Consider the following 23,334-nt stretch of genomic DNA (forward strand, 5'->3'; position numbering starts at 1 on the left):
CGCAGTTTGAGGACGCCGGCGTGCGGGTCCGGCCCAATGGGTATGAGTGACCCACGCGCCATCGCCACGCGACGGGCGCAGGGAGCAGACGACAAAGGAGCCAACACCGCAATGGAGATGGACGACAACAAGAAGCGCAAGTCAATGGCGCTCTATATCGTGATTGCCCTCATCGTGATGCTGACCGTGAGAACCTACCTCTATCCCAGCATCATGGCAACGCAGATCAAGGATGTCAGCTACAGCGAGTTCCTCGCCAAGGTCGACGCCCGGGAGGTGAAGAAGGTCACCTACGACACGAGCGCCAACCAGATCCGCTTCACCACCGGCGCCGGCGCCGACTCCCAGGAGTTTCGCACCACCGCCTGGCCCAACGACGACAGCCTCGCCCAGAAGGTGGAGGCGTCCGGTGCCGAGATGGTCGCCGAGATACCTGACGCAAGCGCGGGCCTGTGGCTCTACCTCCTCATCAACCTGCTGCCCTTCGCCCTCATCCTCGGCGGCGGGTGGCTCCTCAACCGCCGTCTGCGCAAGTCCATGGGCGACGCCCCCTCCATGAACTTCGGCGGAGGGCTGGGCTTCGGCGGCGGGCTGGGACGCTCCGGCGCCAAGGAGGTCAAGGGAGAGGAGACGGGCATAACCTTCAGGGACGTCGCCGGGCAGGACGAGGCGAAGGAGTCCCTCGAGGAGATCGTCTCCTTTCTGGAGCATCCCGAGAAGTACAACGCCATCGGCGCGCGCTGCCCGCGCGGCGCCCTGCTCGTCGGCCCTCCCGGCACGGGAAAGACGCTGCTGGCCAAGGCGGTCGCCGGCGAGGCGAAGGTCCCCTTCTTCTCCATCTCGGGCTCCGAGTTCGTCGAAATGTTCGTGGGACGCGGCGCCGCCAAGGTGCGCGACCTCTTCAAGCAGGCCAAGGAGAAGGCGCCCTGCATCATCTTCATCGACGAGATCGACACGGTGGGCAAGCGCCGTGACACGGGCCTCAACACCAACGATGAGCGAGAGCAGACGCTCAACCAGCTCCTGGCCGAGATGGACGGCTTTGACAACCACAAGGGCATCGTCGTGCTGGCCGCCACGAACCGTCCCGACTCGCTTGACGCGGCGCTCCTGCGCGCCGGGCGCTTTGACCGTCGCATCCCCGTGGAGCTGCCGGACCTCGCCGGGCGCGAGGCCATCCTCAAGCTGCACGCCAACGACGTGAAGATGGAGGGCGGCGTGGACTTTGGCGCCGTCGCCCGCCAGACCCCCGGCGCCTCCGGCGCCGACCTTGCAAACATGATCAACGAGGCGGCGCTCAGGGCCGTGCGCCTGGGCCGCACCCGCGTCACCCAGCGTGACATAGAGGAGTCCGTTGACGTCGTCATAGCCGGCGAGAAGAAGAAGTCCACGGTGCTCTCGGAGCACGAGAAGGAGATCGTCGCCTACCACGAGACGGGCCACGCCATCGTCGCCGCCGTCCAGGACGGCAGACAGCCCGTGTCCAAGATCACCATCGTGCCGCGCACCTCGGGCGCCCTCGGCTTCACGATGCAGACCGAGGAGAGCGAGCGCTACCTCACGACGCGCGAGGAGTACAAGCAGCAGATCGCCGTGCTCTGCGGCGGTCGTGCCGCCGAGGAGCTCATCTTTGGCCAGGTCACCTCCGGGGCGGCCAATGACATAGAGAAGGCGACCAAGATCGCGCGGGCCATGGTCACGCAGCTGGGCATGTCGGACACCTACGGCATGATGGCCCTCGGCGAGAGCCGCAACCGCTACCTGGGCGGCGGCATGGAGCTCACCTGCTCGGAGGGCACGGCGCGCGACGTCGACGAGGAGGTCAGGGCGCTCGTCGAGGAGGGGCGTCAGACGGCGCTCAAGACCCTTCGGGACAATCGCTTCAAGCTGCACGAGATCGCTCACTACCTCCAGAAGAAGGAGACGATCACGGGCGAGGAGTTCATGCGCATCCTCAGACGTGACGACGGGTTCGCACCCACCCTGCCCACCCGATCCTAGCGTCAGGACCCATGTCCCACCGCGTGCCGTGTCGGCCGGGGACCCCCACGGACCTCGGCCGACACGGCGCTGAGGCCCTAGGGACGCGACGCCGGGGCGTGAGGGCGCCCGAAGAGCTCCCAGCAGGCGACGGCGACTGAGGCGGCCACGTTGAGCGAGTCCACGCCGACGGCCATGGGGATGACGGCGTGGACGTCGCACGCCGAGAGGGTGCGCGACGACAGTCCCGCCCCCTCGCTCCCGAAGACGAGGGCCATCGGTCCGCGTGCCTGGGGCAGCCTTGACAGCTCGCCGAGCGGGTGCGCCTCGGGCGTGAGCGCCAGGGCGACGCGCCAGACGCCGAGCCCGGCCATCTGCGCGAACGCGCCCTGCGGCCAGGGCCCCTCCGCCCTCGCCCACGGCAGCTGGAAGACCGTGCCCATGGACACCCGCACCGCGCGGCGGTTGAGGGGGTCGGCGCAGCCAGGGGCGAGCAGGACCCCGTCGGCCCCGAGCGCCGCCGCCGACCTGAAGGCGGCCCCGACGTTGCTGACGTCCGTCAGCCCCTCAAGCACGACGAGGCGAGACGCCGCGCGCAGCAGCCGCTCCTGGGGAAGGGGGCGGGGGCGTCGAGCTTCGGCGAGATAGCCGCGCGTGACGGAGAACCCGCATATGCCGCTCAGGACCGCACGGCTCGCGCAGAAGACCTCCACGTCGGAACCGTCGAGCTCGGGGATGTCCGCGAGCAGCTTTTCCACGTGACGCTCGTCCACCAGCACCGAGCGGACCTGCACGCCCTCCCTGAGGGCCGTCCTGATGACGAGCAGGCTCTCGAGGATGACGACACCCTCGTCGGGCTCGAGGCGACGTTGCAGCTGGCGGGAGGTAAGCCGGGCGTACGAGCGCACGCGGGGGTCCGAGATGTTCTCGATGCGTGATGTTGTCATCAGATGACACCCATTCCTTACGCCGACGGGGCATGGGTACTATAGTAACCACCTACGTACGCTGGATGGACGATGCGCCCTCGGGGCGCGACGGATAAGGAAGTGTCGAGTGAGCGACAGCACGAGCGACGAGGGCGGCAGGGACGTGCGCGACGAGGCGAATGACACGCCCCGGGGCAAGCACGCGGCGCCGCGGGGCGAAGGGCCGTCTCTTTTACACATCTAGATGTGTATAAGAGACAGGCATCCCCCTGCGCCATCTCGCCCTCTTTGCCGAGCCCACCTATCGGCCGGACGGGGGCCTCTGGACGGCTCCGGCACGTCCGGCCGCGTCAGGCTCGCGCTCAGGGCCGCGGCGGCCCTGCTCGGCGTCGTCGCCGTCATCTACCTCGTCGGCGTCGCAGTCTTCTCGCGGCGCTACGTCCCAGGCACCACCGTCAACGGCGACGACGTCTCGCTCAAGACCCCCGCGGAAGTGGCCGAGGACTACGAGAGGGCGGCGGGCGGCTATGAGCTGTCCGTCTCGGGCCAGGGCGTCTCCTGCTCGATCTCGGCGGAGGACGTCGGTCTGAGCTACCGGTACGCCGACACCCTGGCCGAGTCGTCCCTTAGCTCCACGGCCTGGAGCTGGCCGGTGCTTGTGACAACGGGCAACGCCCTTAGCGTTGACTTCTCGCCCGGCTACGACGAGGGCAGGCTCGCCTCGGTCGTCCAGGGCGTCGTCGATGACGCCAACCGGGACGCCACCCAGCCCACGAACGCCACCGTCAGCTATGACGAGGACGGCTCCTCCTTTGAGATCGTGCCCGAGAGGACGGGCACCGCGCTTGACGGCGCCATCGTCCTCGACAAGGTGAAAGAGGCGCTCTCGACATCGGCACGCACGCTCGAGCTGGGTCCCGACAGCCTCATGGCGCCCTCGGTCCTCTCCACGGACCCAGCGCTGGCCGGCGCCCGCGACCGGGCCAACGCGATGCTCGCCGCCACGCAGACCCTCACCGTCAACGGCACGACCGTCGCCACGGTCTCGGCCGCCCAGATCGCCGACTGGGTGCGGCTCGACGACGACCTGACCCCCGTCGTCGATGAGGGGGCCGTCACGGACTGGGCCCGGGGCGACTTCTCCGCCGCGACGGACACCGTCGGCGCGACGCGCCGCTACACCACGCCCTATGGAAAGTCCGTGACCGTCGCGGGCGGCACCTATGGCTGGGTCGTCAACGGCGCTGCACTGGCCCAGGCCATCGCGGCCAACATCACGGCCGGCAGCGCCGCCACCGTGGAGATTCCCTTCTCGTCCTCGGCGGGCAGGTACAACCCCGGGGGCGCCGACTGGCCCAGGCGCTACGTCGACGTGGACCTGTCCGAGCAGCACGCGCGCATGTATGACGACGACGGCAACCTTGCCTGGGAGTCAGACATCGTCACCGGCGACTCGACCAAGGGCTTCAACACCGCGACCGGCGTCTACGCCATGAACTCGTACCGCGGGACCAACCAGACCCTGCGCGGCCTCGACCTCGACGGGGACAACAAGCCTGACTACATCAGTCATGTGACCTACTGGATGCCCTTCGTCGGCAACCTGGTCGCCTTTCATGACGCGGGATGGCGCGGCTCGTTTGGGGGGACCATCTACCGGTCACGGGGCAGCCATGGCTGCATCAACCTGCCTTTTGCGGCCGCCCAGCGGCTCTATGAGCTCACGCGCGTCGGTGACGTCGTGGTCGTCCACGACTGAGGGCGGCACACGCCCATGACCGCAGGCCAGGCCCGCAAGGCTAGGCTCCTAGAAGGGCAGTCGGCCGCCGGGCGCACCGAGGTCGCCCATGCCCATGTTGCGCATCATGCCGCGCATCTGGCGCAGGGACTTCCTCGACCCGCCGCCCATCATCTGGCGCATCTTGCCCATCATCTTGTTCATCTCGCCCCACTGCCGCAGGACCTGGTTGACCTCCTGGACGCTGTGGCCGGAGCCCGCGGCTATGCGTCTGCGCCGCTGGCCGTTGATGGTCTTGGGCTTGAGGCGCTCCTCTCGTGACATGGAGCGGATGATGGCCTCGACGTCGGTGAGCTGCCGATCGTCGAGCCCCGCGGCGCCACCTGCCTGTCGCATCATGCGCTCGCCGCCCGGCAGCATGCCGATCATCTTCTTGAGGCCGCCCATCTTGCGGATCTGTTGGAGCTGCGCGAGATAGTCGTTCATCGTGAAGCCCTGCGCGAGCATGCGCTCGGCGTCGGCGGCCTCCTGCTCGCCCGCCACCTTCTGGGCCTGCTCGATGATGCCGTAGACGTCACCCATCCCCAGGATGCGCTTGGCCATGCGGTCGGGATGAAACACCTCGAGCGAGCTGGGCTTCTCCCCCATGGACACGAACTTGATGGGCTTGCCCGTGACCTCGCGCACACTGAGCGCGCCGCCGCCGCGGGCGTCGCCGTCGAGCTTTGACATGATGACGCCGTCAAAGTCGACGCGGCGGGCGAACTCCGAGACGACGTTGACGATGTCCTGGCCGGTCATGGCGTCGACGACCATGAGGATCTGGTCGGGCCTCACCGCGCCCTTGATGTCCACCGCCTCGGCCATCATCTCCTCGTCGATCTGGAGGCGGCCGGCGGTGTCCACGATGACGACGTCGTTGAGGCGTGCGACGGCCTCCTTGACGGCGCCCTTGGCCACCTGCACGGCATCCTTGCCGTCGCCGCGAAACACGCGCACGCCGATCTCGCCGCCCAGGGTCTCGAGCTGGTCCGCCGCCGCGGGCCGATGCGTGTCGCAGGCGGCGAGCAGGGGGTTCTTGCCCTGGGACTTGAGGAGGAAGGCGAGCTTGGCCGCCGCCGTCGTCTTGCCCGAGCCCTGCAGGCCCACGAGCATGATGACGTTGGGCGTGCGGTTCTGGGCGAGGACCAGGCGCGACTCGGTCGAGCCGAGCAGCTCCGTCAGCTGGTCGAGAACGACCATGACCACGTTCTGCGCCGGCGTGAGGGACCCAAGCACGTCCGCCTCGAGGCAGCGCTCCTTGCAGCTGGCGACGAACTCCTTGACGACGCGGTAGTTGACGTCCGCCTCGAGCAGCGCCATGCGAATCTCGCGCATGGCCTTGCTGATGTCGTCCTCGGTGAGACGCCCCTTGCCCCTGAGACCGTCAAAGGTTTCCTGGAGTCGGTCGGAAAGGCTGTCAAACATGCGCTATCTCCCTTCGTCGCCGCCCACGAGCGCCTGGCAGAACGCATGCGCGTCAAACGGCTGGAGGTCGTCGATGGTCTCCCCGACGCCCACGCGAAAGATGGGGAGGGACAGGTCATGGGCGATGCGGACGGCGATGCCGCCCTTGGCCGTGCCGTCAAGCTTCGTCAGGATGATCCCGTCAAGTTCGAGGGCGTCATTGAACTCCCTCGACTGGTTGAGGCCGTTCTGGCCCGTGGTCGCATCCACCACCAGCACCACAGAGACGGGCAGGCCGGAGCGGCGGCGCGTGACGTTGACCACCTTGGCGAGCTCGCGCATCAGATCAGAGCTCGTGTGCAGGCGACCGGCGGTGTCAATGAGCACGAGCTCGGCCCCGTCGCGCTCCGCGCGTTCGCACACGTCAAAGCAGACGCTCGCGGGGTCGGCGCCACGCTCGCGCGTGACGACCTCGACGCCGGCGCGCTGACCCCACACCTGCAGCTGCTCAATGGCGGCGGCACGGAAGGTGTCGGCGCCGCCGATGAGGCAGGACTGACGCCGCGAGGCGGCGACGCCGGCAAGCTTGCCGACCGTCGTGGTCTTGCCGGCCCCGTTGATGCCCACGAAGAGCACGCAGGATGGCACATCGTCAAAGGGGTCGCGCTCGGCCTCGGGAAAGCAGCGGGCGAGGCGCTCGACGAGGGCGCGGCGAAGCTGCGGCGCAGTTCTCAGGTTCGCGCGCGCGGCCTCCTCCCGAAGGTCATCGGCGACCTGCAGCGCGACCTCGCCGCCCATGTCAGCCATGACGAGGCGGTCCTCGAGGTCCTCCCAGAACCCCTCGTCCACCTCACCGCCCATGTAGAATATCTCGGAGAGCGCCTCACGGGAGCGCGAGAGGCCCCTTCTCAGTCGGTCGGCCAGCCCCATCAGGCATCGACCACCTTTCCGCTTTGCTTGTCCAGACGCTGGCTGACGACGTGGCTCACGCCGTCGGCGCGCATGGACACACCATACAACACGTCAGCCTGCTCCATCGTCCTGCGCTGATGCGAGATCACGATGAGCTGCGTCGTCTCCTTGAGACGATCGACGGCGTCCAGCAGCTTCGAGAGGTTGGCGTCGTCGAGCGCCGCCTCCACCTCGTCAAACACGTAGAAGGGCACCGTGCGTGCGCGATAGACGGCAAAGAGCAGCGCCAAGGCGGTGAGGGACTTCTCTCCGCCGCTCATGAGCGTCATCTTCTGGATCTTCTTGCCGCGCGGCTGGGCGACGATCTCGATGCCCGTCTCGTCCAGGCGCTCGGGGTCCACGAGCTCAAGGCGGGCCGTTCCGCCCGAGAACAGCAGGGAGAAGATCTCGGCGAAGTTGGCGTTGACCCTGTCAAAGACGACGACGAACTGCCGGCGCATCTTGCGCTCGATGGCGGACGTGATCTTGCGCAGCGCCTGGCGCGCCCGCTCGAGGTCCTCGACCTGCTCGGCTATGTAGTCCACGCGCCGCCTGAGCCGGGCGTACTCGTCCATGGCGACCTCGTTGACGGGCCCGATGCCCTCGATGTCGCGACGAAGCCCCTCGACGCGTCGCTCGACGGCCGCACGGTCGTCCGGCGCGGGCAGCGAGAGGGCCTCCTCGAGCACCCAGCCCCCCTCCCTGATGCGCGAGAGGGCGTTCTCCACCTGGATCTCGAGCTTGCCCTTGCTCACCTTGACGTCCGAGAGCTGCGCCTTGGCGACCTCGAGGGCGGCGGCGGCCTCGCTGACCGCGGCGCGGGCGTCGCCGATGGTCCGCTTGAGCGAGTCGGAGTCCGCCTCGGCCAGCGAGGCGCGGTCCTTGAGACGGGCCGCCCAGGCGAGGGCACGCTCGTGAACGGCGTCGTACCGGGCGTGCAGGGGCTCGACCCTCAGAAGAACCACGTCAAGCGAGGAAGCCGCCGAGAGGGCCTGGGCGCGGCGCCGCTCGCTGTCGGCGGCCGTGCGCCCAAGCTGCCTCTCGAGGGTGTCCAGATGGCTTGCGCGCTCCTTGACGGTGGCATGTCGGAGCTTGGCGGACGCCAGCCTCTCGGATAGTTCGCGCTCCTCGCGCGAGGCCTCCGACCGACGCTCGGTGAGCTCCCGGATCTGCGCGTCGAGCTCCCTCACGTGCGCCTGCGCCGCGTCGGCCTCCTCCTTGTGACGCCTGACCTCCTCGCGCGCCGTCGCGCAGCGCGCACGCGCCGCCTCGCGGCTCGTGACGACCTGCGCCTGCTCAGACTGGGACTTGCGCAGCTCCGCCTCGAGGCGCCCCTGCTCGGACGAGAGGGACTTGAGCTCGCCGGCGAGGCGCGCGACCTCTCCGCGGGCGGCGTCGTCACGCTCTCGCGCCTCGCCGAGGCGGCGCTCTATGTCGGCGAGGGCGTCGCCGGCCTGCCTGTGGTCGCGCTCGAGGCGCGCGAGCTCCTCGGCGCCGCGCCTGATGCGTCGCTTGCGCTCGAGGGCCCCCTGGTCGAGGTCGGCGGGGGCTCCCACGCTCGTCCTGCCGTCCGGTCTGACGATGACGCCCTCCCTGGTCGCGAAGCAGAGCGTGGGATGCGCCTCATGGGCCCGAAGCGCCTCCTCCAGGCTCTCGACGATGCGCACCCGGCCCAAAAGGCGTGCGGGGACGTCACCGGCATCCGCGCGCAGGCGCAGGCGCGAGAGCAGGGAGAAGCCGGGCGCGTCCTCGGATGGGACCTGCGCCTCGGACGTCGGGAACACCATGGTCGCGCGGCCCTTGTCACCCACCGAGAGGCCTCGGCTCGTCAGGGCCCTGACGTCGTCGGCGTCGCGCGTCACGAGGGCGGCGAGGTCGTCGCCCAGCAGCAGCTCGACGATGCCCTCAAGCTCGCTCGGAGCCTCCACGAGGTCGCCGACGCGCGCCATGATGCGCGCCCGCTCCTCGTGGGCGAGGGCGGCGACGAGCCGGTTGGCGTTCTCAGCGCGCTCGTCGAGGGCCTTGAGCGCCGAATGCGTCGCCCGGGCGCTCGCGAGCCGATCCCTGCAGGACGCCTCGCGCTCGCGCGCCTGCCCAAGCTCCTTCCCGAGCGTCGCCGTGGCGAGCCGCGCCTCCTGGGAGCGCTCGCGGGCACAATCGAGCTCGCCCTCGAGACGCTCGCCGCGCGACCTGCAATCGTCGAGCGCCGCCTGCGTCGTGGCGAGCGAGTCCTCGATCTGCGCGAGACGGCTGCGGAACAGGTCGTCTTCGACCTCGGCGTTGTCGATCTGGTCCCTGAGCTTCGCGTAGGCGAGCAGCCCCTTGTCGGCCTCGCGTTGGCAGTCGCGCTGGTCAGCCGTCATGCGGGCGAGCCGGGCGCCCAGCGAGCGACGGCGCTCGCCTGCGGCGGACGCCTCGGGACCGAGCCTCTTGAGCACGGCGTCGAGCTCTCCCTCCTCGCGACGGGCGTCGGCAAGCTCGCCCGACACCCGCCGGCGCTCCTGGGCGGCCTGCGCCTGGCCGCGCTCGAGGGAGGAGAGGCTCGCGCGCAGCTGCGAGACGCGCGCGACCATGTTCTTGCCCTTCTCCTCGAGCAGCCTCATGTCGGACTCCATGCGGCCCAGGACGCTCTGCATGCGGCGACGCTGCTCGCCCAGGTCGCCGACGAAGATGCCCTTCTGCTCGAGAAGCGACTGGTACTTCTCGAGGTCCTTCGTCTTGGCGTCAAGGCGCCACTGGGCCAGCTCGACGGCGGCGTCGGCCTCCCGCTCCCCTCCCTCGAGGCGGGCGTAGCCCTCCCTGAGGGCGCGCAGGTCGTCCACGGCCAGCACGCATGAGAGGCGCGAGAGCTCGTCGGCGAGCTCGCGGTGGCGGCGCGCCTTGTCAACCTGGCGCTCGAGCGGCCTGAGCTGCCGCGTGACCTCCCGCTGGATGTCCTTGGCCCGCGTCAGGTTGTCCTGCATGGACGCGAGCTTGCGCTCGGCGCGCTCCTTGCGCCGGCGATGCTTGGAGATGCCCGCGGCCTCCTCGATGAGCGAGCGACGCTCCTCCGGTCGGCTGGCGAGAATGGCGTCGAGCTTGCCCTGGCTGATGATGGAGTGGGTGTCCTTGCCCAGGCCCGAGTCGTGGAGGATGTCCGTGATGTCCCTCAGGCGGCACGAGGCGCCGTTGATGAGGTACTCGGACTCCCCCGAGCGGTACATTCGACGCGTGATCGCGATCTCGGCGAAGTCGATGGGCAGGGTGTGGTCCTCGTTGTCGAGGGTGAGCGTGACCTCCGCGAGGCCCACCGCCGGCCTACCGGAGGAGCCCGAGAAGATGACGTCCTCCATGGCCTGGCCGCGCAGCGTCTTGGCGCTCTGCTCGCCCAGGACCCAGAGGATGGCGTCGGATATGTTGGACTTGCCCGACCCGTTGGGCCCGACGACGACGGTGAGGCCCGGGTCGAACGACAGCTGCGTCCGGTCGGCAAAGGATTTGAAGCCCTTGAGGGTGAGGGACTTGAGATACACGCGTCTCGACCTTCCTACGTCTCGTCGCGCTCAAGGCGCTCGTCGTCGTGCGTCTCATCCGCAACGCGCGCGAGCGAGCCATGGGCCGCGCCCAGCCGCTCCAGGGCGTCAAGCGCCGCCGCCGACTCGGCCGCCTTCTTGCTGGCGCCGCTGCCGCGTCCCGTGCGGATGCCCCCCACCAGCACGACGCTCGTGAACGTGGGCCTGTGTGCCGGCCCCTTCTCGCTCACGAGCTTGTACTCGGGGCCGCAGTGGTAGTCGCGCTGGGTCACTTCCTGAAGTCGCGACTTGGGCGAGACGGGCCTCTCGGCGAGCTCAGGCGAGACATGGGGGCCCAGGGTGCGCCTCACGAACTCGTGGGTCGCCTCATAGCCGGCGTCGAGGTACAGCGCCCCGACGATCGACTCGTAGACGTTCTCGAGGGCGGAATGGAGCCCGCGGGCGCCGGTGCCCCTCTCAGAGTCGCCGAAGACGATGTGCTCCGCGATGCCCAGGGCGTCGGCGACCTCGCTGAGGGTCTTGCCCGACACGAGCGAGATCTTGAGGTTGGTGAGCTCCCCCTCGTCCATCCCGGGGAAGCGCTCGAAGAGGTCCGTGGCGACCAGGGCCCCCAGGACGGAGTCGCCCAGGAACTCGAGGCGCTCATAGGACGCCGACACGGGTCGCCCCTCCACCGCGGAGGGATGGGTCAGCGCGGCGGTGATGAGCTGCTTGTCGCCAAAGGTGTGTCCGACGATTTCCTCGACGGCGCGGACATGCTCCTGAAGTCCCACCATGCGGCCCCTCAGGCTCGTGCCGCTTCGATGGCTGCGACGGCGTCAGCGATGGTCACGATGGACTGAAGGCCCTCGTCGTCCAACGTCGCGGCAAACTCGTCCTCGAACGCCGACACGAGCTCGAGGAGGTCGAAGGAGTCCGCCCCCAGCGCCTTGAACTCGCTGCGCTCCCCCAGCGACGTCGGGTCGAGCTCGAGCTGCTCGGCGGTGAGCTCGATGACCTTGTCAAGAATGGCGTCATGGTCCATGCGTGCCTCCAATGTCTTGCGCCGGGTGCGGGCGGCGCATGCCGCCCGCACAATTGTACCCTGAGGCGCGTTGCCTAGCTGCCCGGGGAGATCTCATGCCCGATCTTGTCCACGAGCCGCGTGCGCACGAGGCGGGCGCACGCGAGGGTGCCGTTCTTGACGGCGTCGGCGGACGTGGCGCCGTGACCTATGAGCACGGGCGCCTTGACGCCCAGAAGCAGGGCACCGCCGAGCTCGTCGCCCGACAGACCCGCCGCCACGCCGCGAAGCGCGGGCTTGAGCAACAGCGCCCCCAGGGCGGCTCGCCGGGAGTCATGGACGGCGCCCTTGAGCTCCCCGAGGATGAACCTGGCGCAGCCCTCGATGGCCTTGAGGGCGACGTTGCCCGTGAAGCCGTCCGTGACGATGACGTCGAAGGTCCCCGCCAGCAGGTCGGTGCCCTCGCAGTTGCCGCAGAACCATCCCCTTCCCGCCTCCGCCAGGGCGGCGTGCGCCGCCAGGGCCGCCTGGGAGCCCTTCGCCTCCTCGCTCCCGTTTGACAGCAGGGCCACACGCGGCGCGACCGCGCCGACGACCACCGTGGCATAGGCACGTCCCATCTGGGCAAACTGCACGAGCATCTCGGGGCGGGCGTCGGCGTTGGCGCCCATGTCCAAGAAGACCGTGGGCCTGCCGGAACTGCCGGGGATCGTCGCCGCGATGCAGGGGCGCCTGACGCCGCGGATGCGGCCGACGCCCAGGGTGGCCGCCGCGAAGACGGCGCCGGTCGAGCCGGCGGAGAAGAAGGCGTCCGCCTCATGGGCGCCCACGCTGGCGAGGCCGCGGACGATGGACGAGTCGCGCTTGGCGCGCACGGCGTCCGCAGGATGCTCGCCCATGCCAATGACTTGGGTCGTCACGAGGGCGCGCGCCCGCTCGTGACGGGCGCAGAACGGTACGACGACCTCCTCGTCTCCCGCGACGAGGACGCGGATTCCCTCGTTCTGTGCGAGCGCCGCCTCGACGCCCCGCAGCACCACCTCGGGCGTCTCGTCGCCTCCCATGGCGTCAACGCAGACCGTGCACATGGCCCCTCCTTCGCAAGGGTCGCTTCATGTCCCAAGACGAAGGAAGGCCGACCCCCTGGGGCCGGCCTTCCTGGCCGTCAGTCGCTACCTGCTGCCTACTCGGTGACAACGACCTCGCGGTCCTTGTAATAGCCGCAGCTGGGGCACACGTGGTGCGGAAGCTTAGGGGCGCCGCACTGGGGGCACAGGGAGCGTGCCGACGCGGCGAGCTTGCTGTTGGCCGAACGGCGGGTGTGCGTGGCGCCGCGGCCCTTCTTCTGCTTAGGTACTGCCATGTTGAACCTCTCTTTTAAGCCTCTCACGCCCGAAACGCGCAGACGGTCGTTCCTGCAAACATACGAATTGGGACTATAGCACCTCCGTGACGTCCTCGCAAGCAGGACGCGCACGGCGCCAAAACACATAGGGCGCGCATATGGGGCCTAGGCGTCCGACGACTCCCCGTCGCCCTCCTCGGGCCTGAGCCTCCTGAGCGCCGAGAAGGGGCCCGCGTCCAGACGCTCGCGCTCCTCGCGTCGCAGGGCGAGCTCGGCGTGCCCGCAGTCCCCCTCGTTGAGGTTGGCGCCGCAGACGGGGCACAGGCCCTTGCAGTCCTCGTCGCACAGGACGATGTAGGGCGTGTCCATGAGCAGGGCGCTCCGGATGGCCTCGGTGAGGTCGACCGTGTGGTCGTCACCGACGAGCGAGAAGTCCTCCTCGTCAGCCTCCGCGCCCTCCTCGGGCTCGCGGAACAGGTAGTACTCGTCGAGCTCTCCCGTCACGTCAAAGGCGGCGGGCCCAAGGCAGCGGTCGCAGCTGCCCGTGACGCGGGCGCTCACGATACCCGTGGCGAGGATCCCGTCCCCGGCGTTGGTAAGCATGAGGTCATAGCTAAGGCCCGCAGGCAGGGCAAAGTCGTGGCTCCCAAGACGGTAGCCGTCCTCGTCAAGATGGCCGGCGACCCTGAGGGAGTCGCCGGGGTTCTCGAGGCGCTCGTCGATGACGGCCCGAACCTGCTCCATGGCCTCTACCAAGGGACGTTGTTCGTCTGGTTGCGCGGACCGGAGTTCTCGTCGAGCGTCTGGCGCACGCGCCCGACCGAGCTCGTCAGGGACTTGAGGTTGTCCTCGAGGTGGGCCAGCACGGTGTCGGCATACTCCTCGGCGTTGTAGCGGGTGTCGCGCTCGTACTGGGAGGCCTGGTCCCGGATGTCATCGGCCTGCTGCTGGGCGATGCGGACGACCTCCTGGTCGCCCGCCAGGATCATGGCCTGCTGCTGGGCGTCGGCAATGATGGCGTCCGCCTGCTGCTGGGCGCGGTCGAGGGTCTCGCCCTCCTCCTTGACGATGCGTCGGGCGTCGGCGAACTCCTGAGGGAACACGCGCCTGATCTCGTCGAGGATCTCGTATACCTCCTGGGCGTCGACGATCCTCTTCTGACCGCCGCCGCCGAAGGGGACCTTGCCCTCGCTCACGATCTGCTCGAGCTCGTCAACCAAGCTCTCGATTTCCTCACCCGGCTGCATGCGGGCTCCTTTCGAATTGCGATCGACCTCATGCGCCGACACGAAGTTCCAGCACAAGCGTAGCCACCACATCGTAGCAGATTGATGTCGGGCACACGCGGGTGCGCGTCCACGCGCACGTAAAAAGGACTGAAAGCCCGCCCGTGCGCATGTCCCGGCAAACGTCGCCGAGGCTGGTCGCCACAGACGGCAGACGAGGCTAGGGCCTCGCGTGCTCCTTGAGCCGGGACTTGACGCAGTCCGTGACCAAGAACGAGATGTCGCCGCCCATGGAGGCGAGCTCGCGCACGATGGACGACGAGATGTAGCCGTAGGTGGGGCTGCCCATGACGAAGATGGACTCGACCTCGGGCGCCAGGTGATAGTTGAGGTCGGCCTGGCCCAGCTCGTACTCGAAGTCGGTCATGGCCCTGAGCCCCTTGACGACCGCCCCGGCGCCCAGCTCGCGGCAGAGGTCCATGAGCAGGCCCGAGAAGGGCAGCACGTCCACGCCGTCGTCGAGGCCCAGCTCCCGCAGCGACGCGCTGACGAGCTGGACCCGCTCGTCCAGGGAGAAGATGGTGCCGGTGCCGTTCTTGGAGACTGACGCCGCGACGGCGACGGTCACCTTGGGAAACATGTTCCTCGTGCGCGCGATGACGTCAAGGTGGCCTAAGGTGACCGGGTCGAAGGTGCCTGGCACGACGACGTGCTCGATGATCTTACGCATGCGCATCCCCCATCTCGAGGAGCGTGACGGCCGTGATGCCCCGCTCCCTGTGTTTGACGACCGTGAGCCCCGGCAGGGCGAGCCCGGCGGCGTCCTTGCCCCGTTCGTAGAGTACCAGGGCCCCGGCGCTCAGGAACGAGGCGTCGCGCAGGTCAGAGACGAGCGTGGCGACGCGCTCGGCGGCGAGCGCGTACGGGGGGTCAAGGACCACCAGCGAAAAGGGGGCCCCCGGCAGGGGCCCGTGCGCCGCCGCGGCAAAGACGTCGCCGACGACGAGCCTCGCCCGGCTCCCGGCGCCCAGCTCGCGGCAGTTGCGTCGAACGACCTGCGCCACCCGGCGGTCGCGCTCCACGAAGGTGCAGCATGCCGCCCCCCGCGAGAGGAGCTCGAGCCCCAGGGCGCCCGACCCGGCAAACGCGTCGAGCACCCGCACGTTCGACAGGTCAAGGTCGAAGGCTGACAGGACCATCGAGGCGAGCGACTCGCGCAGGCGGTCCGTCGTGGGTCTGGTTGTGCGCCCCTCGGGGGCCTCGAGGGATCGCCCGCGCCAGCTGCCGCCTACGATCCTCATCCTTCCCATGCGCGCTCGACCTCCCCAAAGTAGGCACCGAAGCGCCGGCGCGCCTCCAGGGCGAGCGGCGCGTGAAGCGCGTCCTGGAGGGCGGGGTCCTCGGCGGCGATGACGCGGGCGTCCTCGTGCGCCGCCGCCACGAGGTCCGCGTCGCCCGCCAGGTCGGCGATGCGCAGCGAGATGCCGCCCGACTGACGATACCCCAGCACCTCGCCCTCGTGACGCAGTTTGAGGTCGAGCTCGGCGAGCTCGAAGCCGTCGGAGCTCCTCTCGAGCGCGGCGAGGCGCCGGCGCGCCGGCGAGCCCTTCCGGGCGGCGCAGCAGAGGTAGGCGACGCCGGGGGTCTCCCCCCTCCCCACCCGGCCGCGCAGCTGGTGGAGGGTGGCCAGGCCAAACCGGTCGGCGTCGAGGACGACCATGACGGTGGCACCCGGCACGTCGACGCCCACCTCGACCACCGTCGTCGAGACGAGCACGGCGACGCGACCGGACCGGAACTCCTCCATGGCGCGCTCCTTCTGTGCGGCGTCCATGCGCCCGTGAAGGAGCCCCACCGACAGGCCGCGCAAGGCGCCGCGCGCGAGGTCCCTGGCGGTCGTGGTGGCGGCATGGACCTGACGCGCCGTAGAGCGCTGGGACGTGGGGACGTCGTCGAGCTCGGAGCCGTCGTCGGCCTCGTCCACCAGGGGGCAGATGACGTACGCCTGCCTGCCCGCGTCGCAGGCCTCGCGGACGGCGCCCCAGGCCACGTCGAGGCTTTCGGGCGCGATGCCATGGGTGGTGACGCCCGCACCGGCGCGGGGGCGCGTGGCGATGCGCGAGCAGTCGAGGTCGCCGTAGAGCGACAGGGCGAGGGTGCGCGGGATGGGCGTTGCCGTCATGGCCAGCAGGTCGGCGGCGGCGCCCTTGCGCCTGAGGGCGACGCGCTGGTTGACGCCGAAGCGATGCTGCTCGTCGATGACGACGAGGGTCAGGCGGCAGAAGGTCAGCGCGTCCGAGATGAGCGCCGTGGTGCCAAAGACCACGCAGGTCTCTCCCCGCACGACCCTCTCCTCGGCGTCGGCACGCTCGGCGGCGGGCGTCGAGCCCGTTATGAGCGTCCAGCTCACGCCGGCGGCGTCAAGGAGGGGGCCGACCCTCTCGGCGTACTGGCGCGCGAGGACCGAGGTGGGGGCCATCATCGCCGCCTGGGAGCGCGTGTCGCACGCCGCGGCCAGGGCGAGCGCCGCGACGACGGTCTTGCCGGTGCCCACGTCGCCCAGCAGGAGCCGGTTCATGGGCTGACCGGACGCCATGTCGCCCAGGATGTCGGCGACGGCGGTCTCTTGCTCGGGCGTGAGGGCAAAGGGCAGCGCCGCGCGCAGCGCCCGCAGATGAGGTCCGTTGACGTCGTGCCGCGTGGCCCTCACGCCCCGCTGCTCGAGGGCCTGCCTCGTCCTGAGCGTGAGCTGCAGGCAGAGGAGCTCGTCAAACGCAAGGCGGCGATGCGCCTGGCGGGCCGTGGCGAGGGAGCGGGGAAAGTGCGTCTCGCGCAGCGCCCTGCCCAGGCCCATGAGCCCGTGCCGGGCGCAGAGGCTCGCGGGCAGGAAGTCCACCTGGTCTCCCGCGTCCGCGAGCGCGGCCGACATGATGCGACGCAGCCAGTTGGCGGACAGCCCCTCGCTGGCGGGGTGAACCGGCAGCACGCGCAGCAACGAGGCCTGGTCGCGCCCCTCCTCCACCTTCTCGACGAAGGGGGACGTCATCTGCTTGAAGCCGAAGGAGAACGCCACCCTGCCCGACAGCGCGAGAAGGTCGCCCACCTTGAACTGCTCGGCAAGCCAGGGCTGGCCAAAGAAGCTCACGCGCAGGACGCCCGTGGGATCGACGAGGAAGAGCTCGACGATGGTGAGCCTGGGCCGGGGACGCTTGGTGGTCACCTCGTCCACGGTGGCGAAGATGGTCGCGTCCTGCCCCACGACCGACCCCTCGACGGTGGTCGCCCGCGTGAAGTCAAGGTAGCGATGGGGCACGTGCAACAGTAGGTCGTGCACGCAACGGACGCCCATGCGCGCGAGCGCCTCGCGCCGGGCGCCGGACACGTAGCGCAGGCGCGAGACGGGCGCGTCCAGCAGCGCGGTCTCGTCAAGGCGCCGTCCCACCCCCGCGATGGAGAGCCCCGCCGCCCTCGTCGGCACGACGCACGTCCCCTATTCGAGGGAGAAGACGACCGGGTAAAGCGGCTGTTCGCCGCGGTGGGAGTCAATCTCGAGGTCGGGATGGGCCGCCCCGACGGCGGCGAGCAGATGCGCGAAGCGCTCGTCGTCCAGGTCGCTGCCGGCGAGGATGGTGAGGGTGTCGCCCTCCTCCTCCGCCTGCATCCTGCCGATGAGGTCGAGGGTGACCTGCTCGACGTCGGAGCCGACGACGTCGATGGAGCCGCCGCAGATGCCCATGACGTCGCCCGCGTGGATGGGCGAGCCGTCCGCGGCGACGGAGTCGCGCACCGCAGTGGTCACCTCGCCGTCCCTGACGTTGGCCGCGGCCTCGCTCATGGCCTCGACGTTGGACGCGAGGTCGGCGTCAGGGTCGGCGGCGAACATGGCCGAGAAGGCCTGGAGCACGGTCTTGGTGGGGACGACGGCGACCTGCACGCCCTCGCAGGCCGAGGCCGCCGCCTCGGCTGCCATGCGGATGTTGCCGTTGTCAGGCAGCACGATGACGCGCTCCGCATGCGCGCGCTCGATGGCGGCAAGGATGTCCGCCGTCGAGGGGTTCATGGTCTGCCCGCCCGAGACGACGACGTCCACGCCGAGCGAGCTGAGGATCTCCTGCTGCCCGGAGCCCGCCGCGACCGCGACGAAGCCGAGCCCCTTGCGGGGGGCGTCGTCTGGCACGCCCGCGGCCTGCCTGTCCTCGCGGATGGCGTCGGTACGCTCGGCGGCCTCGAGGTCCATGTTGTGGACGAACACGTTAAAGACCTGCCCGCGATGGAGCATGTGGCGCAGGACGCGGTCGGGGCGGTTGGTGTGGACGTGGCACTTGTAGTCGGGGTTGGTGCCCACGAGCAGCTCGCAGTCGCCCATGGTCGAGAAGTACCTGAGACAGGCGTCCTCGTCGAACTGCGCGCTGTCCGCATGGAAGAGGAACTCCGTGCAGTACCGGTACTCGGAGCCCTCCCAGTCGTCGTTGATCTCGATGTCAACGGCGGCGGACACGTGACCCTTGGCGCCTGCGGTGTCAAGGGTCGTCTTGAAGTCGGTGAGCGCGCCGGAGTTGCCCTCATAGGCGTTGACGAAGCCCTCGATGAAGGTGGCCAGGCCGAAGGCGCCGGAGTCGACGACGCCGTTCTCCTTGAGGACGGGAAGCAGGTCGGGCGTGCGCGCGACCGACTCGTAAGCTGCGGCCACAAGCGCGTCGAGGGCCTCGCCGAGCGGGACCTTGGCCCTCTCGAGCTGGTCCGCCTTGGCCGACACGTCCTTGAGGACGGTCAGGATCGTGCCCTCGACCGGCTTGCGCACGGCCTTGAAGGCCACCTTCACGCCGTTGCGCAGGGCAGAGGCGACGTCGGCCGTCGTGGCGTCGGGGCCCTTGGCACCCGCCAGCCCCTCGGCGACACCCCGGAGGATCTGGCTCGTGATGACGCCGGAGTTGCCGCGCGCCCCCATGAGCGAGCCGTGGGTGATCGCCCGGGCGATGTCGTCCATCGTGGCGCCCGCCGGGAGCCCCTCGATCTCGTTGACGACCGTGCCCAGCGTCAGGGACATGTTGGTGCCCGTGTCGCCGTCGGGGACGGGAAAGACGTTGAGCTTGTTGATCTCGTCTGCCTTGTCTGCAACGACCTGGGCGGCACGGGGGAAGCAGCTGCGAACGGTGTTGGCGATCATAGTCTCGAGAACCTCGGTTCCTGTGAGGGGTTAGACGTGGTCGGGGCTACCTGGAGGTGCGCATGCCCTCGACGTGGATGCGGACGTCAACGTCATCGAGCTCCGCTATCTGCCGAAGCAGGAACTTGACGGCGCTCGTGAGGTTGGCGGACACGGAGGCCATGTTGACGCCCTGCTCGACGATGACGTGCAGGTCGATGACGACGGTGCCCTCCCGGGTGGAGACGCCGACGCCGCGGCGCAGACGGTAGGTGGGCAGCAGGCGCACCACACCCTCCTGCTCGTCGGTGGCGGCCATGCCTGTCACGCCATAGCACTCGAGGGCGGCGTAGCCCGCAAGGTCCGCTATGCAGTCGTTGGATACCTTGAGGCCTCCGGGTACTGCCTGAGCCATGGTTACTCCTCTCGCCCGACCAAGGAACGTCAAAGCATAAACGAGACCATACTAGCGTAGTTCGGCGCGCCGTTGGCCCGACAACCCCGCTGGCGCCCCGGGGCCTCGGACACGTCGCCGCGGGGCCAGCGTGGGCAGGAGGTGGGACCTTGACGTTATAAAACCACCATAACGGCGTGACTTCGCACTTGTGGGGCACGTTTGCTGTGGTATAGTGTTTCGGCTTTGGAAATTGCGGGTGCGCATGAACGTGCCGCGCGCTGCCCTTTGGAGGTCGCATCATGTCGAAGGTTTGTGATATCTGCGGTAAGCACGCTGTTGCTGGTCGCTCGGTGAGCCACTCACACCGCACCGTCAATCGTACGTTCAAGCCCAACATCCAGCGCGTCACGGTCTTTGAGAACGGTCGCGCCGTCAAGAAGAACGTGTGCACCCGCTGCCTCAAGAAGGGCAACGTCGCCCGCAGCGCCGCCCAGGCCTAGCGCCTGCGTGCCCGTCGCATCGCCAGGGGACCCTGCGGGGTCCCTTTTTTCATGGGGCGTCAGCGCAGCAGGAACGCCGCCACGATGCCCGCATGGCAGCTGACCCGCGCCGTGGCCGCCTCGACCACGTTGGACACGCCCTCGTCGCCCAGAAGCGGCAGCTCGCGCCGGTCAAGCTCCCACCGCAGGCCCTCCTCTGACACGCAGCTGCCCGGGGCCAGCGCGATGACGCTGAGCGTGCGTCCCACGGCGGCGTCTTTGAGCTCCCAGCAGGGGCTGCCCTGCGGCGAGAGGATGCGGCACTCCAGGTCGTCCTCCACGAGGCGCGCCCTGGCGCGAGCGTGGGAGGCGAGCAGCCCCAGCACGGCCAGCGCATGGTCCGCCCTTCCCCCCGAGGCGCAGGTGACGGTGAGCCTCAGGTCCTTTTCCCGACGCGCCGCCTCATGCGCGGCGCAGTCGATGGCGCATGAGAGGTCCGTCGCGTACTTCTCGGCCGGGAAGGTGACGACGGTGCCCGCCCGTCCCAGCACCCAGGCCCGCGTCTCGTCGTCGATCGAGTCCGCGTCCCCGCAGAAGGCGTCGGGCACGACGCCGGCCGCCCGGGCGTAGCAGGCCCCCCGGTCGGCCGCGATCACGTGCTGCGCCTCGCGCGCGAGGGCGCTGACCAGCTCCGCCGTGCTGGGACGCGAGGACCCGTCGATCACGAGGACGTCCAGGACGCCCGAGGCCGCTCCACTGGGGCGCTCGAAGTCACGGATGAGCGCCAGGGACAGCTCGACGTAGCCGTGGGAAAAGATGTCCGCGACGCCCCGGCAGTCGTCAAGGGAGCGGTGCCCTTGCACGTCATACACGCAGACCGTGGGGAACCCCGCCCTACGTGCCGTCCTGATGCCCACCGGGGAGTCCTCGAAGACCCAGCACGTCGCGCGGCGGCCGCCCAGCCTCCTGTGGGCCTCGAGGTAGACGTCGGGCTCCTCCTTGCCCTTTCCCACCTCCGACGCGCTCAGGACAAACTCGAAGAGGCCGTCGAGGTCGTTGGCCCTGAGAGACAGCTCGACCATGTCCAGGGGCGACGCCGAGGCGACGCACAGGCGCACGCCCGCACCGTGGAGCTCCTCCAGAAACGACCTGCAGCCGGGATAGGCCCTGATCGTATGGGCGTACGCCTCGGTCATGCGAGCCTTGAGCGTCTCCTCGAGGACCTCGGGGGCAGCGGGGGCGCCATAGCTGTCGTGGACGATCCGGCACAGGTTCTCGAGGGGCTCGGGCTCGAGGATGTCGAAGATCTCGTCGGGGTTCTCGACGCCCTGATCGGCAAGGACGCTGATCGTCTCGGCGCGCCAGGCGCCCATGGAGTCCACGATGGTGCCGTCCAGGTCAAAAATGGCCGTCTCGATGCGCATGGTTCTCCGTTCCAGGGGGAATGTGCCTTCCTTATGGTAGCATCCCTCCCCCGGCGCGGGGCTGCGGCCCCGTAGGCGACATGCGCCGACGAGGGCGGCTCACGCACGTCCCGGCGCAGGGCCAGCCTATGCCCCGCGCACGAGCCGCGCGCAGAAGTGCGCGTCGGGCCCGCCCGACCGCTGACGAACGCAGAGGCATCCCTCGAGGTCGATGGGACCCGCCAGGTCACGCGCGAGGGCCACGGCGCGGGGTCCGAGGGCCGCCAGCCCCGCCGACTCAAGGACGTCCCGAACGAAAAAGTCCCCGCCCTCCGGCGACGCGAGGAAGGCCCTGATGACGTCCTCGTCCTCGTGCCGCAGGGGCGAGCAGGTCGCGAAGACGAGGGTGCCCCCGCGCCTGACCCTGGTCGCCGCGGCGCGCAGCAGGTCGGTCTGAAGCGCACCCAGCGAGCGCAGGGCCTCCCCCAGCGCATCGCCCGCCAACGACCACACGGCCTCGGGGTGGCGGCGCAGGGTTCCCACGCCCGTGCAGGGGGCGTCGACGAAGGCCGCGTCAAAGCCGCCCTCGGGAGCAAACGCGAGGCCTCCTTCCGCAACCTTCCTCCCGTCAAGGACCTGACAGCTCACGCGTTCCCCAAGACCGAGGCGCCCAAGGCGAGCGCGGGCGAGATCAACCTTGAAGGGTGACGCGTCGATTGCGTGAATGCGGGCGAGGCCCCCGCGAACGTGCGCGCAGGATTCCATGAGCAGCGTCTTGGTGGCCCTCCCCTGGCCCACCTCCAGGAGGGACTCTCCCGGCGCGGGAGCGGCCGCGGCAGCGACGAGCTGCGACGAGAGGTCTGCGGGCACGACGCGCCCGTCGTCCACGAGGCCCGAGCGCGCGAGGCCCGCGGGCCTGCCGAGCGCGAATGACCCGCCCATCCCTACCGGGCGCGGGTCGAGACCGGCCGCGTCCAGCAGCCGGGCCGCCTCGTCATCGCCCTGGACGAGGTGATTTGCCGCCACGTAGACGGGAGCGGGCTCGGACAGGGACACGAGGAGCTCCCGCGCGAAGGGCCTCCCCCGGGAGGCGACGAGCTCGCGCACCAGGACCGGCGGGACCGCGGCGACGAGGGCGAGGTCCCCCTCGTCATCGCCGCCCGCGGCCACCCGCCCGCGAGCCGCCTCGATGACGGGCAGGTCATGGGAGGCAAGGGCCCTGAGAAGGGCGTGCGCCACGTCGGCGGCATGCGGGTCCGCCCGACGTGCGAGCTCCGTGCCCTGGCTCACGCAGACGTCCGTCGGCGTCGAGAGATACAGAAGCTCGAAGGCGCTCACGCTCAGGGCGTCGCGCACGCGCGCACGCAGGCGCACGCCCGGTCGTCGCCTGGCCTCGATGAGGCGTCTCACGAGCCCCTCGGCCAGGACGGCGCCAAAGGCGAGGCGGGTGGCGAAGGCGCGGTCGCGAGGCCCCAGCGCGTCCAGGGCGGCGGAGCCGCGCATGAGCTCCCGCATGCGCGCGCCCCGCAGGCGGCGCTCGACCACGAGCGAGAGCGCCACGCGGCGTGCGTCCGAGAGGCGCGCCATGCTAGCAGGCGTCCCAGGACAGGTCGTTCCTGAGGCCGCGCGCCCAGGCGGCGGCGTCCATCTCGCGCCGACCGTCAGGCTTGACCCGCAAGAGCTCCAGCGCCCCGTCGGCGCAGCCCACGAGGAGCCGACCCTTGGGGACGACGACGTCGCCGGCGGCGAGGGGGGCAAGGAGAAGGTCAAGCAGGGCCT

The 23,334-nt window shown here is 69.7% G+C and carries 20 protein-coding genes and 1 pseudogene; 3 read left to right on the forward strand and 18 right to left on the reverse strand.

Going from position 1 to position 23,334, the window contains the following annotated elements:
• Positions 1 to 111: 111 nt before the first annotated feature.
• The gene (gene ftsH, locus BN3001_RS03835) at positions 112 to 2,001 is read left to right on the forward strand and encodes an ATP-dependent zinc metalloprotease FtsH (RefSeq protein WP_058270466.1); all 1,890 of its coding nucleotides are present in this window, start codon (positions 112 to 114) and stop codon (positions 1,999 to 2,001) included.
• A 77-nt stretch (positions 2,002 to 2,078) separates the two neighbouring features.
• Here the strand turns inward: ftsH and BN3001_RS03840 are convergent, their stop codons facing one another.
• Positions 2,079 to 2,927 carry a TrmH family RNA methyltransferase gene (locus BN3001_RS03840; RefSeq protein WP_058270467.1) on the reverse strand — a complete coding sequence of 283 codons (849 nt, stop codon included), beginning with the start codon at positions 2,925 to 2,927 and terminating at the stop codon, positions 2,079 to 2,081.
• A gap of 226 nt (positions 2,928 to 3,153) precedes the next feature.
• Between BN3001_RS03840 and BN3001_RS03845 the strand changes: the two genes are divergently transcribed.
• Positions 3,154 to 4,668, forward strand: a complete 1,515-nt coding sequence (locus BN3001_RS03845) for a L,D-transpeptidase family protein (protein ID WP_058270468.1) — start codon at positions 3,154 to 3,156, stop codon at positions 4,666 to 4,668.
• A gap of 48 nt (positions 4,669 to 4,716) precedes the next feature.
• Here the strand turns inward: BN3001_RS03845 and ffh are convergent, their stop codons facing one another.
• From ffh to BN3001_RS03910, 14 genes are all read right to left on the reverse strand, one after another.
• On the reverse strand, positions 4,717 to 6,114 hold the full coding sequence (gene ffh, locus BN3001_RS03850) for a signal recognition particle protein (RefSeq protein ID WP_058270469.1): 1,398 nt from the start codon (positions 6,112 to 6,114) through the stop codon (positions 4,717 to 4,719).
• A gap of 3 nt (positions 6,115 to 6,117) precedes the next feature.
• Positions 6,118 to 7,023 (reverse strand): signal recognition particle-docking protein FtsY, encoded by a 906-nt coding sequence (ftsY, locus tag BN3001_RS03855; protein WP_058270470.1) that lies wholly within the window; start codon positions 7,021 to 7,023, stop codon positions 6,118 to 6,120.
• Positions 7,023 to 10,556, reverse strand: coding sequence for a chromosome segregation protein SMC (smc, locus tag BN3001_RS03860; protein ID WP_058270471.1), 3,534 nt, complete (start codon positions 10,554 to 10,556; stop codon positions 7,023 to 7,025). The genes ftsY and smc overlap by 1 nt, the downstream gene beginning before the upstream one ends.
• Positions 10,557 to 10,570: 14 nt before the next feature.
• Complete coding sequence (gene rnc / locus BN3001_RS03865) at positions 10,571 to 11,332, reverse strand: ribonuclease III (RefSeq protein ID WP_197407448.1); 762 nt, start codon at positions 11,330 to 11,332, stop codon at positions 10,571 to 10,573.
• A gap of 8 nt (positions 11,333 to 11,340) precedes the next feature.
• A complete protein-coding gene (locus BN3001_RS03870) occupies positions 11,341 to 11,580 on the reverse strand; it encodes a phosphopantetheine-binding protein (RefSeq protein WP_058270472.1) in 240 nt (79 codons plus the stop codon).
• A 74-nt stretch (positions 11,581 to 11,654) separates the two neighbouring features.
• Positions 11,655 to 12,647 carry a phosphate acyltransferase PlsX gene (plsX, locus tag BN3001_RS03875; RefSeq protein WP_058270473.1) on the reverse strand — a complete coding sequence of 331 codons (993 nt, stop codon included), beginning with the start codon at positions 12,645 to 12,647 and terminating at the stop codon, positions 11,655 to 11,657.
• A 95-nt stretch (positions 12,648 to 12,742) separates the two neighbouring features.
• Positions 12,743 to 12,922 carry a 50S ribosomal protein L32 gene (rpmF, locus tag BN3001_RS08140; protein WP_070640427.1) on the reverse strand — a complete coding sequence of 60 codons (180 nt, stop codon included), beginning with the start codon at positions 12,920 to 12,922 and terminating at the stop codon, positions 12,743 to 12,745.
• Between the two features lie 147 nt (positions 12,923 to 13,069).
• Complete coding sequence (locus BN3001_RS03880; RefSeq protein ID WP_058270474.1) at positions 13,070 to 13,648, reverse strand: YceD family protein; 579 nt, start codon at positions 13,646 to 13,648, stop codon at positions 13,070 to 13,072.
• Between the two features lie 5 nt (positions 13,649 to 13,653).
• Positions 13,654 to 14,151 (reverse strand): hypothetical protein, encoded by a 498-nt coding sequence (locus tag BN3001_RS03885; protein ID WP_058270475.1) that lies wholly within the window; start codon positions 14,149 to 14,151, stop codon positions 13,654 to 13,656.
• 199 nt (positions 14,152 to 14,350) lie between these two features.
• Complete coding sequence (gene coaD, locus BN3001_RS03890; protein WP_058270476.1) at positions 14,351 to 14,860, reverse strand: pantetheine-phosphate adenylyltransferase; 510 nt, start codon at positions 14,858 to 14,860, stop codon at positions 14,351 to 14,353.
• Positions 14,853 to 15,440, reverse strand: coding sequence for a 16S rRNA (guanine(966)-N(2))-methyltransferase RsmD (gene rsmD / locus BN3001_RS03895; protein ID WP_235815034.1), 588 nt, complete (start codon positions 15,438 to 15,440; stop codon positions 14,853 to 14,855). The genes coaD and rsmD overlap by 8 nt, the downstream gene beginning before the upstream one ends.
• On the reverse strand, positions 15,428 to 17,608 hold the full coding sequence (gene recG / locus BN3001_RS03900; RefSeq protein ID WP_058270478.1) for an ATP-dependent DNA helicase RecG: 2,181 nt from the start codon (positions 17,606 to 17,608) through the stop codon (positions 15,428 to 15,430). Before recG ends, rsmD begins: the two co-directional genes overlap by 13 nt.
• 12 nt (positions 17,609 to 17,620) lie before the next feature.
• Positions 17,621 to 19,297: a DAK2 domain-containing protein gene (locus BN3001_RS03905; RefSeq protein ID WP_058270479.1), complete on the reverse strand. Its 1,677-nt coding sequence runs from the start codon at positions 19,295 to 19,297 to the stop codon at positions 17,621 to 17,623.
• Positions 19,298 to 19,343: 46 nt separating this feature from the next.
• Positions 19,344 to 19,691, reverse strand: a complete 348-nt coding sequence (locus BN3001_RS03910) for an Asp23/Gls24 family envelope stress response protein (protein ID WP_058270480.1) — start codon at positions 19,689 to 19,691, stop codon at positions 19,344 to 19,346.
• 281 nt (positions 19,692 to 19,972) lie between these two features.
• Between BN3001_RS03910 and rpmB the strand changes: the two genes are divergently transcribed.
• A complete protein-coding gene (gene rpmB, locus BN3001_RS03915; RefSeq protein ID WP_058270481.1) occupies positions 19,973 to 20,173 on the forward strand; it encodes a 50S ribosomal protein L28 in 201 nt (66 codons plus the stop codon).
• 59 nt (positions 20,174 to 20,232) lie between these two features.
• Here rpmB and BN3001_RS03920 read toward each other — a convergent pair whose 3' ends face one another.
• From BN3001_RS03920 to BN3001_RS03930, 3 genes and pseudogenes are all read right to left on the reverse strand, one after another.
• Entirely contained in the window at positions 20,233 to 21,576 is a 1,344-nt protein-coding gene (locus BN3001_RS03920; RefSeq protein ID WP_058270482.1) for a thiamine diphosphokinase, read from the reverse strand.
• A gap of 126 nt (positions 21,577 to 21,702) precedes the next feature.
• Positions 21,703 to 23,142: a transcription antitermination factor NusB gene (locus BN3001_RS03925; protein WP_058270483.1), complete on the reverse strand. Its 1,440-nt coding sequence runs from the start codon at positions 23,140 to 23,142 to the stop codon at positions 21,703 to 21,705.
• Between the two features lies 1 nt (position 23,143).
• Positions 23,144 to 23,334: pseudogene (locus BN3001_RS03930) on the reverse strand (methionyl-tRNA formyltransferase); the annotation flags it as partial.

This window comes from Olsenella massiliensis (genome assembly GCF_001457795.1).
GTDB classification, from domain to species: domain Bacteria; phylum Actinomycetota; class Coriobacteriia; order Coriobacteriales; family Atopobiaceae; genus Olsenella_F; species Olsenella_F massiliensis.

Excerpts from the sequence above, each read along its gene's own strand:
- ftsH (WP_058270466.1), top strand. The coding sequence starts at position 112 with ATGGAGATGGACGACAACAAGAAGCGCAAGTCAATGGCGCTCTATATC.
- BN3001_RS03840 (WP_058270467.1), bottom strand. The coding sequence starts at position 2,927 with ATGACAACATCACGCATCGAGAACATCTCGGACCCCCGCGTGCGCTCG.
- BN3001_RS03845 (WP_058270468.1), top strand. The coding sequence starts at position 3,154 with ATGTGTATAAGAGACAGGCATCCCCCTGCGCCATCTCGCCCTCTTTGC.
- ffh (WP_058270469.1), bottom strand. The coding sequence starts at position 6,114 with ATGTTTGACAGCCTTTCCGACCGACTCCAGGAAACCTTTGACGGTCTC.
- ftsY (WP_058270470.1), bottom strand. The coding sequence starts at position 7,023 with ATGGGGCTGGCCGACCGACTGAGAAGGGGCCTCTCGCGCTCCCGTGAG.
- rnc (WP_197407448.1), bottom strand. The coding sequence starts at position 11,332 with ATGGTGGGACTTCAGGAGCATGTCCGCGCCGTCGAGGAAATCGTCGGA.
- BN3001_RS03870 (WP_058270472.1), bottom strand. The coding sequence starts at position 11,580 with ATGGACCATGACGCCATTCTTGACAAGGTCATCGAGCTCACCGCCGAG.
- plsX (WP_058270473.1), bottom strand. The coding sequence starts at position 12,647 with ATGTGCACGGTCTGCGTTGACGCCATGGGAGGCGACGAGACGCCCGAG.
- rpmF (WP_070640427.1), bottom strand. The coding sequence starts at position 12,922 with ATGGCAGTACCTAAGCAGAAGAAGGGCCGCGGCGCCACGCACACCCGC.
- BN3001_RS03880 (WP_058270474.1), bottom strand. The coding sequence starts at position 13,648 with ATGGAGCAGGTTCGGGCCGTCATCGACGAGCGCCTCGAGAACCCCGGC.
- BN3001_RS03885 (WP_058270475.1), bottom strand. The coding sequence starts at position 14,151 with ATGCAGCCGGGTGAGGAAATCGAGAGCTTGGTTGACGAGCTCGAGCAG.
- coaD (WP_058270476.1), bottom strand. The coding sequence starts at position 14,860 with ATGCGTAAGATCATCGAGCACGTCGTCGTGCCAGGCACCTTCGACCCG.
- rsmD (WP_235815034.1), bottom strand. The coding sequence starts at position 15,440 with ATGGGAAGGATGAGGATCGTAGGCGGCAGCTGGCGCGGGCGATCCCTC.
- BN3001_RS03905 (WP_058270479.1), bottom strand. The coding sequence starts at position 19,297 with ATGATCGCCAACACCGTTCGCAGCTGCTTCCCCCGTGCCGCCCAGGTC.
- BN3001_RS03910 (WP_058270480.1), bottom strand. The coding sequence starts at position 19,691 with ATGGCTCAGGCAGTACCCGGAGGCCTCAAGGTATCCAACGACTGCATA.
- rpmB (WP_058270481.1), top strand. The coding sequence starts at position 19,973 with ATGTCGAAGGTTTGTGATATCTGCGGTAAGCACGCTGTTGCTGGTCGC.
- BN3001_RS03920 (WP_058270482.1), bottom strand. The coding sequence starts at position 21,576 with ATGCGCATCGAGACGGCCATTTTTGACCTGGACGGCACCATCGTGGAC.
- BN3001_RS03925 (WP_058270483.1), bottom strand. The coding sequence starts at position 23,142 with ATGGCGCGCCTCTCGGACGCACGCCGCGTGGCGCTCTCGCTCGTGGTC.